Origin of the sequence: Sulfolobus acidocaldarius DSM 639 (assembly GCF_000012285.1) — an archaeon.
GTDB classification, from domain to species: Archaea; Thermoproteota; Thermoprotei_A; order Sulfolobales; family Sulfolobaceae; genus Sulfolobus; species Sulfolobus acidocaldarius.
The window spans coordinates 624,963-637,266 of sequence record NC_007181.1 but is presented as its reverse complement, the minus strand read 5'-3'; the positions used below and the strand labels follow the sequence as shown (position 1 = coordinate 637,266).

At 33.8% G+C, this 12,304-nt stretch carries 12 protein-coding genes and 1 pseudogene; 7 read left to right on the top strand and 6 right to left on the bottom strand.

Features of this window, described 5'->3' with window-relative positions:
- Positions 1-2: 2 nt before the first annotated feature.
- Positions 3-1,787 carry a ribosome rescue protein RqcH gene (rqcH, locus tag SACI_RS03805; protein WP_011277667.1) on the bottom strand — a complete coding sequence of 595 codons (1,785 nt, stop codon included), beginning with the start codon at positions 1,785-1,787 and terminating at the stop codon, positions 3-5.
- A 32-nt stretch (positions 1,788-1,819) separates the two neighbouring features.
- Here rqcH and SACI_RS03800 point away from each other — a divergent pair, with 32 nt between their 5' ends.
- Genes SACI_RS03800 through SACI_RS03780 form a run of 5 tightly spaced genes read left to right on the top strand, consistent with a single transcriptional unit; the run spans position 1,820 to position 4,707 of the window.
- Positions 1,820-2,071 (top strand): hypothetical protein, encoded by a 252-nt coding sequence (locus tag SACI_RS03800; protein WP_011277666.1) that lies wholly within the window; start codon positions 1,820-1,822, stop codon positions 2,069-2,071.
- Positions 2,071-2,538, top strand: coding sequence for a Mut7-C RNAse domain-containing protein (locus SACI_RS03795; RefSeq protein ID WP_011277665.1), 468 nt, complete (start codon positions 2,071-2,073; stop codon positions 2,536-2,538). The genes SACI_RS03800 and SACI_RS03795 overlap by 1 nt, the downstream gene beginning before the upstream one ends.
- The gene (locus SACI_RS03790) at positions 2,507-3,190 is read left to right on the top strand and encodes a TIGR00296 family protein (protein ID WP_011277664.1); all 684 of its coding nucleotides are present in this window, start codon (positions 2,507-2,509) and stop codon (positions 3,188-3,190) included. Before SACI_RS03795 ends, SACI_RS03790 begins: the two co-directional genes overlap by 32 nt.
- Before the next feature lie 48 nt (positions 3,191-3,238).
- Positions 3,239-3,946, top strand: coding sequence for a protein disulfide oxidoreductase (gene pdo / locus SACI_RS03785; protein ID WP_011277663.1), 708 nt, complete (start codon positions 3,239-3,241; stop codon positions 3,944-3,946).
- Between the two features lie 53 nt (positions 3,947-3,999).
- A complete protein-coding gene (locus tag SACI_RS03780; RefSeq protein WP_011277662.1) occupies positions 4,000-4,707 on the top strand; it encodes a hypothetical protein in 708 nt (235 codons plus the stop codon).
- Here SACI_RS03780 and dcd read toward each other — a convergent pair.
- Positions 4,697-5,215 carry a dCTP deaminase gene (dcd, locus tag SACI_RS03775; protein ID WP_011277661.1) on the bottom strand — a complete coding sequence of 173 codons (519 nt, stop codon included), beginning with the start codon at positions 5,213-5,215 and terminating at the stop codon, positions 4,697-4,699. The genes SACI_RS03780 and dcd overlap by 11 nt on opposite strands.
- A 146-nt stretch (positions 5,216-5,361) precedes the next feature.
- On the opposite strand from dcd, the gene SACI_RS03770 reads away from it, so the two are divergent.
- Entirely contained in the window at positions 5,362-7,158 is a 1,797-nt protein-coding gene (locus SACI_RS03770) for an ATP-dependent DNA ligase (protein ID WP_011277660.1), read from the top strand.
- Positions 7,159-7,211: 53 nt separating this feature from the next.
- A complete protein-coding gene (locus tag SACI_RS03765; protein ID WP_011277659.1) occupies positions 7,212-8,192 on the top strand; it encodes an MBL fold metallo-hydrolase in 981 nt (326 codons plus the stop codon).
- Here SACI_RS03765 and SACI_RS03760 read toward each other — a convergent pair.
- The 4 genes and pseudogenes from SACI_RS03760 to SACI_RS03750 all read right to left on the bottom strand — a co-directional run bounded on the left by SACI_RS03760 (position 8,185) and on the right by SACI_RS03750 (position 12,302).
- Positions 8,185-9,293, bottom strand: a pseudogene (locus tag SACI_RS03760) (NAD(P)/FAD-dependent oxidoreductase). The gene SACI_RS03765 and the pseudogene SACI_RS03760 overlap by 8 nt on opposite strands.
- Positions 9,290-9,790, bottom strand: a complete 501-nt coding sequence (locus SACI_RS12205; RefSeq protein WP_238375757.1) for a (2Fe-2S)-binding protein — start codon at positions 9,788-9,790, stop codon at positions 9,290-9,292. The pseudogene SACI_RS03760 and the gene SACI_RS12205 overlap by 4 nt, the downstream one beginning before the upstream one ends.
- Positions 9,791-10,000: 210 nt before the next feature.
- Entirely contained in the window at positions 10,001-10,684 is a 684-nt protein-coding gene (locus tag SACI_RS12200; protein ID WP_011277658.1) for a hypothetical protein, read from the bottom strand.
- Positions 10,650-12,302, bottom strand: a complete 1,653-nt coding sequence (locus tag SACI_RS03750) for an alkaline phosphatase family protein (protein WP_011277657.1) — start codon at positions 12,300-12,302, stop codon at positions 10,650-10,652. Before SACI_RS03750 ends, SACI_RS12200 begins: the two co-directional genes overlap by 35 nt.
- Positions 12,303-12,304 lie beyond the last annotated feature (2 nt).

Below are 12,304 nucleotides of genomic sequence, written 5' to 3'. Positions count from 1 at the left end.
CTTTATGTCTTTCTTGAAATTAGCCTAGATTTTCCAGGCAATTGCCTTATAATTTCTTCTTTTAAAATTCTAAGCCCCTTAACTCCACTCGATTGCGATAGATACCTCAATATCTTTTCAGATATCTCTTCTAAATCCTCGTCTCCAGGTCCTACTACAACATAGTTTTTAGTCCTTGTTTCTACACTGTACACACTGCCATAAAGGAGACCTACTTCGTCGTTCTGGTTCATTATACCGATTGCCAATTCAAGTTTCACATTTTTTATGAAATTCTTTCTTCCATAGATCATAAAAGAGCCTTTAGCCAAATATTCACCACTAGGGGGAGACTTACTAACTTGATTACCATAAACCCAGAAAACATCTACGCTACCTAAACCTGTCTTCCAAGCTTTAGAATAACACGCAGCTATATATGCAGCATCTAATATATCGTCTTCAGATACTTGTCCTGAATTTGCTTTTAATACTGTAGCAGCTGCACCTTGAATATCGGCATGAAGAAAAATATCCTTTTCATCAAGTAGTTTTCTAACTATGCTCTCGTTCTGATCTGAGTCTCTTCCTGCAATAACAATATGACCGTTTCTTGTTATACCCCAATGATATTTTTCATACCACTCCTTTTTCCTAAGCGATATCCTTATCTCTTCTTTCCTTTCGTCTATCTTAAATTGTAATTCTGAAAGTTTTTTCCTTAATTCTTCTAGGACTTCTCCAGCTTTCTTTGCCTTTTCAGAATATTCCTTAGCTAGATCATAATATTTAGAGGCATTCTTATAAACCGTTAATTTAGGATCTATGTCTATCGAGATATTGTTTATTTTTAAGGTTACACTATTTTTCTTATTACTATTTTTAATAGCGTTCTCTATCAATTCATAATTAGTGATAATTGTTTCTGCAATTTGTCTCATCTCAGACTCTTTTTTGGCATACTCCTCTATTTGACTCTTCAATTCCTCTATAGTTTTTTCTAGGTTGCCCTTCTCCTTCTCTAAATTCTTGTCTACCTCTGTTTTTACGATATCCTTTTCCAGTTGTGTGAAATAATCGTCTAATGCGTCATTATATGAGTTGTACTCTACACATTCATCTGTTTTAATTGGTAGTACTGTTACGTTTCTAATAAGACAATTGAAGAATTTTCCTCCTCGTATGGTGTTTAGAAGATCATTTATCCTATTTTTTACCCCATCTAACTCTTCTAAACTGTTGATTTTTATATTTAAAGCTTCTAAAATTTCCTGGGGAACACCTAATATTCTGGTTAAATTACCCTTATTAATTAATTTCTCTATTTCGTCGCTTGTTAAAGGGGCTGGTTGTGGTGGAGGTAAATATTCGATTCCTAATCTTATAATTCTATCTCTAAATTCCTTATATTCAGTGGAAAAGAGGACTTTATTATTCCCATCTGTTATAACCAGAAGCCCTCTCGGTAGTAATTCTATGTATATCTTCCTGTCAATAAGATCAATTTTAGCAATCCTTTCATTGCCCAATATATTGATAGATTTTATTATTTTTTCTTTTACTAATTCTCTAATTAATCTTACTTCTCCTTCACTTGACTTTTCTCTGTCGTATTTGGTAAAATGAATTCTCTTGCCTGGCTCCACCACTAGAAATTTATCCGTATTCTTAGAGTGTAATTTAAATAAATAGGCTTGTATTCCACTAATCTTATATACATTATCTATCCTGCTACCTTCTATTATACTTTTATTTTCTGTTATCCACGCTAAAAGATCTATATAAGACATTGAATTTTTTTTGTTCACTTTTTTACCCCTTATTACTCTAATTATTAGTCGTGGAGAAAGAAGATAAAATAGTAATTGTTAGAGGCATAATAGGTATTTGCGCAGGTATAATATCGTTTTTCTTAATACAAAACATATTGGCTTCACTAATTACTCCCATAGCCTCATACTTATTATCTATTCTTATCGTCAACATCCTTTTTCGAAATGTAAGTAAAAGTAAATGGGATCTTTTTGGAAGAGGAGTTGCGATACTGTTTTCTGCATGGCTTTTAATATTTCTGGCATTATATAACGTATAGTGCAGGGGCAAAAGTTTATTGCAGATGCAATGCTAGGTAAACTTTCTAGATGGCTTAGAATATTGGGATACGATACTTTGTATAGTAAGGACTTCGAAGACTGGCAAATAATAAAGATAGCTAAAAATGATAGTAGAATTATACTAACGATGGATAGAGGATTATGTTACAGAGCTAAAAAGAATGATCTAGAATGTTTTTACGTAAATACTGAATTGAACATAGAAGAGATACTAGCCATGCTTGCTATAAAATACAAGATTGATTTAACTGCAGACCCGAATTATTCAAGATGTACTAAATGCAATGGTATCTTAAAGAAGGTCGATGAGAACAGATGGAAATGTACTAGATGTAAAAAAGAGTATTGGAAGGGGATGCATTGGAAGAGCATTCAAAATATAATTATTAAGGCTAAAAGTATAAGTGAAAAATATGAGTTTAGAACAACTAGTAACAATCAATGACCTTAACGTGGATATTGGAAAACAACTTATTAAAATTGCTCGTGATTCTATAAAGAATAGATTTAAATTAGTCAATTTAAACTTAGATGAGTACAAAAATCCTGTTTTGAATAAAAGAGGTTTAGCTTTTGTGACTATAGAAAAAATCGAAGATGAGAGAACATCATTAAGGGGTTGTATAGGATATGTGGAGGCTGTGGCTCCACTAAAAGAAATAGTTTCTAAGGCAGCAGTAGCCGCAGCGTTTTCTGATCCTAGATTTCCACCTTTATCAAAAAGTGAGTTAAATGACATCTTAATAGAAGTTACCATACTGACTAAACCAGAGGAAATCAGTGTTAAGGATAGATGGAAATTGCCATCATTTATAAATGTGGGAGAAGATGGGCTAATAGTAGAATATGGAATAATGTACAGTGGACTTTTATTACCGCAAGTTGCTTCAGAATATTGTTGGGATTCTGAAACATTTCTAGCTGAAACATGTATAAAAGCAGGCTTGAAACCTGATTGTTGGTTAAATGAAAGGGTGAAAATAAAGAAATTTAATGGATTAATATACCGCGAGATTAACAAAAACACTGATGAAATCATAGTTCTTAGACCCAGCGACATTAAATGTAAAAAGTCTCAGCATTCGAATTTACAATAGATACATTTTTATTCAACCAAATAAATGATTATCTTTAGTGTGAACACGATGGAAGGAGAATTTGCAGAATTATTTACAGATGAAATAAGACAAGCACTAATTGACGCCTTAAAGGATATGAAGTCAACAGTTCAAGTTCATCTATTTATTGACTCAAAAGATCCGCACTGCCACTACTGTGAAGTTACAGAAAAATTTCTAAACTTTGTGAAGGACGCGTCCCCAAAAGATAATGCTGGAAAATCCTTACTACAAGTCATGGTTGTGGATAGGGCTAACCCTGACCAAGCTAAGACATTTGAAGAATTCGAGGTTACTAGGGTTCCTACAGTAGCCTTTCTTGGAGGTAAATTAAGATGGACCGGTGCACCACTAGGAGAGGAGATAAGAGCATTAATAGAAACTATAGTAAGGCTTTCTCAGGGTGAAAGTGGTCTAAGTAAGGAAACTGTGAACGCAATAAAGGAGAAACTAAATGGTTTTACAAGGATAACTACAGTTGTTACTCCCTCCTGTCCTTATTGTCCTTACGCTGCACTATTAGCGCATATGGTTGCTTTTGAAGCCTGTAAAGTGGGTAAATGCAATGTGATATCGGAAGTTGTAGAGGCATATGAAAACCAGGATATAGCTGAAAAATATCAAGTTATGTCCGTACCAACAATCGCAATAAATGATTCAGTGGAGTTTATAGGAGTACCTTATGAGGAGAACTTCATAAATACCATACTTGAGAAACAATCTGAGAAACAATAAAAGGTCTCAATTATAACTAATTTTTTAATACAAAGGAGAAGAGTATTTAGTGAATGAAGACCATTTATATAAAGTTATCTGAAGAAGAATATAAGCAGTTAGAGGAAAGGGCTAGGAAAGAAGGTTATGTTCTGGTTTCTGAATATATAAGGTCAATTCTTTTGAGTAATGAAAGCCAGAGAACAATTACAAGAGCAGAGGCTGGGAGTGACCTAATAAATCAACTAATGCCAAAGTTAGAGAAAAAAGTTATTGACTTTATTAACCCATTCACTGCTCAATTAGAAGAACTCAAAAAGAAGATAGCTGAATTATCAGAAAGAATAGAAGAACTAGAAGACAAGAAGATGGAAAAACAAGATCAAACCACCAATAAACCTTTGGAAACTAGACAGCCACAGAGTAAAAAGGATGATAAACAGATTCAGCAACAATCTCCCAAAAAAACTGCAATCGAAATACTTACTGAACAAGGAGTTATATTCGAATCTGAGGTAAAGCTTAGAGATCCAGATGCCTTCTTTAATAAATTAGAAAGAGAGGGAGCAATGATAATAAACACAGAGAAGGAAAGAATTGCATTGAGTAGAGAGTTCTTTGAGGAATTTCAAAACAAAATTAAACAGATACATTCATCTGATAAAGAGGAAACCGCAAGCAAACTAGAAACAAGAGAAGCCAAATTATTTAGAAAACTTGTGGAAGAAGGATTGGCAATCTATAATTCAGAAATAAAAGGATGGGAAATTCTTATAGCTTAAACCTTGGTATTGTTACACCTTTCTGTCCTTGATATTTACCTTGATAGGGGTTCTCTACAGGCGTTAATGTCCTGGCAAAGATTAAGTGGAGGAAACGGGTACCTCTCCTTATCTTCACAGGAAATGATGAACCGACCACCTCTATTGTTAGCTGACCTTCAAATCCTGCGTCAACAATTGTCGGTGGGATAAACAGCCCAAGTCTAGCGAAGGTTGAGCGTAGGTTCACAAATGCCATAACATCATTTGGTAATTTCATATACTCTTCTGTAACCAGTAGTACATGTTCATGTGGACTTATGATGAATTCCTCTCCTCTTTGAACGTCAAAGAATGAGTAGTCTGGGTTGTCTGGGTCAAAGACCTTATCTGTCTTCTTAAACCTAGCAATCTCATTACCAACCCTGAGGTCTATACCATTCTCCCTCACAGAGTCACCATAAATAGGCTCAACCTTAATCCAACCCTTTTCTAGATAATATTTTAAATCTCTGTCACCAAGAATCATATTGAAATACCTCTTATTCGTTGTTGCATTATTAAATGTTACTAATCAGTATTACGCAAAACAAGTATATCAGAGTAACTCTGAGTCTTCACTGATCAGCTATTTTATGTCATCATTTTTATTTATGTTCAGGGTAAATAATTTATGTGGAGTTTAAATTAATTGCTGAATATTTTGACAGATTGGAAAAAATTTCATCAAGAATTCAGCTCACAGCTCTCTTAACGGATTTGTTAAAGAAATCAGATAAGGATGTAATAGATAAAGTTATATATATTACTCAAGGTAAATTGTGGCCGGACTTCTTTGAGAAGCCTGAAATCGGTCTTGGAGAAAAACTTATGATTAAAGCACTCTCAGTTTCAACTAACATAAAAGAAGATGAAATTGAAAAGCAATTACGAATTCTGGGTGACCTAGGAGAGGTAGCTTACAAACTTAAGAGAACTAATTCATCACAAAATGTCCTATCGTATTTAGGTTCCACTAAGGTAACTAAGCTAACTGTAGAAGAGGTTTATGAATCACTGAGTAAGATAGCATTGTCTGAGGGAGAAGGAAGCAGAGATATGAAAATACGTTCCCTAGCAGGGCTCCTCAAAAAAGCTGATCCATTGGAGGCTAAATACATAATTAGATTCATTGATGGTAGATTGAGAGTTGGCATAGGTGATGCCACAATCATGGACGCGTTAGCAAATGTATTTGGTGGTGGAACTGCTGCACGGCCGTTGATAGAACGTGCATATAATTTGAGAGCTGATCTCGGAAATATAGCTAAACTTTTAGCAGAAAATGGCATAGAGACTATAAAGTCGATTAAACCAGAGGTTGGGATACCGATTAGACCAATGCTTGCTGAAAGATTGACAGACCCATCAGAAATATTAGCCAAAGTTGGCGGTAAAGGAATAGTAGACTATAAGTATGATGGAGAGAGAGCTCAAATCCACAAAAAAGGTGAGAAAGTTTATATCTTCTCTAGACGACTAGAGAATATAACCAGACAGTACCCAGACGTTGTTGAGTACATAAAAAACTCTATCAAAAGTAATGAAGTTATTCTTGAAGGAGAAATAGTTGCGATAGATAAAGAAAGCGGAGAGATCCTTCCCTTCCAGAACCTAATGCATAGGAAAAGAAAGAATGATATAGGCGAGGCTATAAAGGAGTACCCGGTCAATGTATATCTATTTGATCTCATGTATAATGACGGTGAAGATTATACACAAAAACCCTTACCAGACAGAAGAGAAAAATTAGAGGAAATTGTGACACAGAACGATATAGTTAAGGTTGCAGATCACAAATATATTGATAAAGTTAATGAGTTGGTAGAGTATTTCCATCAGGCAATTAGTGATGGCACAGAAGGTGTTATAGTAAAATCTATAGGTAAAGACTCAATATATCAAGCAGGAGCTAGGGGATTTTTGTGGATAAAATTAAAGAAAGACTATCAAAGCGAAATGGCTGATAGCGTTGATCTGGTTATTGTGGGAGCTTTCTATGGCAGGGGTAAAAGGGGAGGTAAACTCAGTTCCTTATTAATGGCAGCATATGATCCTGATAAAGATACTTTCTATACTGTGTGTAAAGTGGCATCAGGCTTCAGTGATGCTGAATTAGAGGAAGTACAAAAGATGTTATCTGAAGCTAAATTAGATAAAAAAGATCCTAGAGTGGAATCTGAAATACAACCAGATATATGGGTAAAACCGAAATATGTAGCTGAAATCATTGGTGCTGAAATAACCTTATCTCCATTACATACTTGTTGCAAGGGTGTTGTCTCAGAAGAAGCTGGTTTATCCATAAGATTTCCACGCTTCATAAGATGGAGGGATGACAAAAGCGTTGAAGAAGCCACAACACCAAATGAGATATTAGAGATGTATCAGAGTAGACTGAAAAAGAAAGTTGAGGACATAACAGAGACATAGAAGCTAATATTATATGATAAAACTTCATAAACTTTTAGGACGACATAGAGTAAATGTATGATATACTGAAGAATGGAGCAATTTTGATAGGTAAGAATTTTACTGTAGATGGACATTATAAAAGGTTATTCAGGGCTGTAACACATTTTCATTCTGACCACTTAACAGAATTAGAGAAAAGTCTTAAAGAATGTACTAGTATTATAGGAACGCCTGCGACTATTGAGGCATTGGATGTACTTGGGTACATAGTACCTAAACATAAGAAGTTTCCTTTAGAGTATGGCATAGAAATAGAACTTTCAGGTGAGAGAATAAAACTGGAAAAGGCTGAGCATATACTAGGAGCTGCTCAAGTACTAATTGAAACAGACGAAACGGAAATTGCATATACAGGAGATTTCAGAGAACCTGGAAAAGGAACTAAAATATTAAATCCAGATATCCTAATTATCGATGCTACTTATGGAAATCCAAGGTTAGTAAGGCAATTTAAGCAAGATGTTGACATGCTGTTTGCTGATTATGTTTCAGATGAACTTCTGAAAAGACCTGTTAAAATTTATGGTTATTATGGGAAGATTCAAGAAGCAATGAAAATACTGAGAAAGTATGGTGTTGAAGCACCTTTCTTGGTAGATAATAAGATAGAGAAACTAACACGTATCTTTACTAAATATGAAGGGGATTTAAAAAACGTAGTTAGCTTAAATACACCGGAAGGTAGAGAAGTATTAAAGAATAATTGGTATGTAGCCTTTGAGCATGCTACACAGTTTAAGAAAAGGGATAAGTTTCATGCTAATTTCCTGTTAGATGGATGGCTGATAGATAACATAATAAAAACACTAGATCAGAATTCTTTTGTTATAGGTATGAGTAGCCATGCGGATTTTGAAGAAACTGTATACTATATTGATAATACCTCAGCAGATTTAATTGTTGTTGATGGAAGTAGGAGTCAGTACGCGAAAGATCTAGCTTCATATATAAACACACACATGAAAAAGAAAGCGGTTGTCTTACCTAGATAACAAGTTTTTCTCCTATTAATTTGCCTTCTTTAAACCTGTCTGGCGAAAATCTCGTTATTTGGTTGTCAACATATCCATCTAAAATAAGCTTAGATAATATTTTCCCAGAATAAGGAGAAAACATCATTCCATGACCACTATATCCTGCGTCTATGTAAAGACCTTCAGGCCACTCATTGGAAAATCCCATAATATGTGAATTATCAGGAGTCATTTCATAATATCCACTCCAGCCTCTCATAATTCCTATGCCCTCTGCACCTTTTACTAGACTTCTGACTCCTCTTAAAAACTTAGACAGTTCCTGAATAGAATTAGAAAATTCATAAAATCCATATTCATGTGGTGTTGAAGTTCCTCCAATTATCTCTCCCTTCAAGGTATGTGAGAAGTATACCTGGTTAGTTTGATCTATCACTAATGGTTTTACCATATATCGTAGACTTTCTGTTATAAATATCTCCTTTTTTTCAGGAAAAATGGGGACATTAAAATTATTTTTCTTCATAAGTTCGCCACTCCATGCCCCTGCTGTTATAACAACAGTATCACCATTTATTACTTCTCCAGTGGAAAGTTTTACCCCTTTAACCTTGGAATTTCTATTATGATTTTATCAGCTTCTCTATAGATAAACTGGTACTTATCCTTTATTTTAAGGTAGTAACTATAAAGGAGATAATCATGATGAAATGATCCGTTTTGAGGTGCAAAGTAGCATTCACCATCAAATTTTAGAAACTCGAATTCATTACACCTAATAAACTTACCACCTATTCCCTCTTCTCTCCATATACTATCTAATTTATTTATTGTTCTAATTTCCTCATCGGTTCTTAAAATCCATAAATAACCTGTATTAAACATAAAAACATTTAGAATAAGTTCTTTGTATTGAGACCATAAATAGGGTATTGCACTCTTTGCAAACTCAATATTTTCCTTACTGTTAAAATGATACCTATATCTTGACGCATTTCTACTGCTACTACCGTATCCAACATTCTTTGCTTCAATTATACTTACGTCTTTAATTCCCTCCTTATACAGATGATAAGCTAGGCTTAATCCATGTGAACCTGCTCCTACTATTATGATCATAATATCACCGGATATATGGGTGATCTATAGGAGATTAGTCTGGAACTTTTTAAGTAGTCGCCAAGGTTAATAGTACATGCCTTTCCTTGACAATGACCAGTTCCTAAACCAGTTATTCTTTTGAGCTTTTCTACGTCCTTTTCGATTCCCAATGAAAGAGCAAAATTGATATCCTCCATGCTTATATCTTCACATTCACATACAATTCCACCATTTCCATAATTATACGGAGATTCATTTTGCTGATTAGGATTGTATTTTTTCAATTCTTCTAAAAATCTATCGATTTCCTCTCCCTTAGAGGCTTTCCCACTCAAATAACTTAAGTATTCATTATCTATTCCTCTCATTCCTCCTACTATGAATAAATTCTTATTTCTGCCTAATTGATCATGAACGGGAACATATAAGTGCCTACCAGCATCATATATATAACCAATTCCTACACTTGAAGTAATTTCCAGTCTGGGTTGTTTAGAAACCGAAAATACGATCAAATCTGCCTCTAAAGTAGTTTTATCTGTCTGAACTATAAGTTTTCCGTTATTACTCTCTATATTATAGATATTTCCATTAGAAATCTCAACTCCTTTTTTATCTAATTGTTCCTTATAATAAGGTGATAGGGAAATAGTAATATTATTAGGAACAAGAATAGTAGATTTTTTTGCGTGTAGTGCGGTCCTAGCTGCTAGATCGGTATAACCTTATACAAGAATTTTCTGAAATTTGTTTTTAAGCCTTTTAAGATTAAATTCTCTTGAAACTATACCAGGTGTATTATTTCCTGGAAATATGGGCTTAAGGCACCTGCCCCCTCCGGCTAAAACGATTTCATTAGCTTTTACAATCCAAATCTGATCTACTGTATCGAATACCAGCCCTTCGTCAAATTTTCCTAAAAATCTTCCGCTTATAATGTGATTCTGATAATACTTGTATAATTTTTTTAATTCTTCAATTATAAACGACCTTTCTAAAGTATATTCGTCAAATAAGATATCACCTAACTCTTCTCTAGTTATTAATAAGGAATTTTCCCTCATACTTGCTAGACCAGAAGTTCCACCACCTATTATTAATCTCTCAACAGTTACATCTCTAATCTCTTTATTTTTCCCGTTATTAATTGGCTTGTATTTATATGGTAAATCTTGCAAATTCGAGATTATAGGTAGTAAACTAGGTGTTCTAAGAAGCTTGTTAGTGTGAATAAGCCTGAGACTACTCGGAATGGTCATGAAGGATTTTTTAATATAAATCTTTTGTTCAACTACGTTGACTCTATTTCCTTCCGAATCTACTTGTTCGACGTAAGGCATACCCTGTTCTTCATAACTTATGCCAATCAGCTTTCTAGCCTTTTTCGATATTGTTGCGGGAATACTCATAAATTTCTATCAATTTTGAAATTGGGACACCATCAAATTTAACATTATTTATCCTGAAGAGACTCAGAATTGTAGGTGCTATATCTATAATTCTCAGGCTATTAATACGCAATATATTCTTAAAATTATTATTTTTACTATAAATTATAACTATACCATACAAATCGTTCTCTCTAAAATATCCATGCTCGCCTGTAGCTGTAACATAAGGTTTAACGTTTTCTAGTACTTCCTGATTAGCTTTAACCATACTACTAATTCCATAATATCTTCTAACTCCCATAATTGTAATATCTCCTTCTCGATCTGACGAAGGTACTTCGTTTGCGTAAATAGACGTAAAAATTTGTTCATTTTCATCTTTTAAATTCTCCAAGTTTTTAACAATTCTTTTCACCAATTTAGGAAATTCCTTGATAGAAACTATACCTCTATTTTCACGACCACGTAAATTAATCCTAATTTGACCACCACCAACATAATAGGCTTTAGTTTTAGACCAATCAATCTCGTCTTCTGACCTTAACTTCAAAATATTCATTTTTTCAAGGAGTTTATTTACATAAACTCTCTTTTTTATTTTCTCTATTCCATGATCAGACACTATGAAAATTAGAGGAGCGTAGTCTAGTTGTAATTTTATGAATTCATCAGCCATCAAATAACCTTTTAGAATATATTCATACGCTTTATCATCATCTATTCCGTATAATAAATGCTGTAAATTGTCTACTATGGGTAGATAAGTTATAGCTAAATCCCACTTTATATTATCTAGTAAATACTTGGTATAATTTTTAAAAAAATCGAATGTTAGATCTATGGTTTTCATATATTCTTCAAATGTTATTATTCCTTTACTTAGTGACGGATAGTCTCCATCCAGCATCATTCCGTATTTTAAACTCACATAATTCCACACATTTTCCATTATAGAGGGTTTATTACACCATTCTTTATTATAGAAGCTTACAGGACTTAAGTATATGCTATCTTCTCTTGCATGAAGGAATGATATACCTGTTAACTCATTCTTACCGCATTTACCATATATTTCTATAGGTCCATACCAATCTCCCTTCGATATTTCAATACTCTTTTCTCCCGAAGGAGAACTATATGATACATAGTAACCGTTATTATGTCTGCTCTCCACTAACCATATTTTTCCTAGGACTTTATTTTCACCACTTCTAATTACTTTACCATCACTACATTTTCTAATTCTACTTCTATAAGGATCTAAAAGAACTAATCCTTCCATATTCCACCTGTCGGGTAAAGCTTGAGGAAAAGAAGCCACTAAAACGTTATATCCCTCTTTGGCAAGGTAAACCCATATCGGATTTACTTTTAGGGCTTTACTATTATATGCTGACAAAGGTTTATCTAATGAGGAATTTTTTAAATAAATTTTAGATGAGTTTACACCATTATTTTTTGGGTTAAATCCCGTAGCTAGAGATGCAAGTGCAACCGGTGTTAAAGATGGAAACACAGATTCTAATTTACTGTAGAATCCTTTCTCAATCAAATCCTTCATTACAGGTAATTTATCCTTAATACGCTCAAATACAGAGAAAGATAATCCATCTATTACTACTAATAATACTTTCAAAT

Coding starts and splice junctions, on each gene's coding strand:
- pdo (WP_011277663.1), top strand. CDS start 3,239: ATGGAAGGAGAATTTGCAGAATTATTTACAGATGAAATAAGACAAGCA.
- SACI_RS12200 (WP_011277658.1), bottom strand. CDS start 10,684: ATGAGTATTCCCGCAACAATATCGAAAAAGGCTAGAAAGCTGATTGGC.
- SACI_RS03780 (WP_011277662.1), top strand. CDS start 4,000: ATGAAGACCATTTATATAAAGTTATCTGAAGAAGAATATAAGCAGTTA.
- SACI_RS03790 (WP_011277664.1), top strand. CDS start 2,507: ATGAGTTTAGAACAACTAGTAACAATCAATGACCTTAACGTGGATATT.
- SACI_RS03765 (WP_011277659.1), top strand. CDS start 7,212: ATGTATGATATACTGAAGAATGGAGCAATTTTGATAGGTAAGAATTTT.
- dcd (WP_011277661.1), bottom strand. CDS start 5,215: ATGATTCTTGGTGACAGAGATTTAAAATATTATCTAGAAAAGGGTTGG.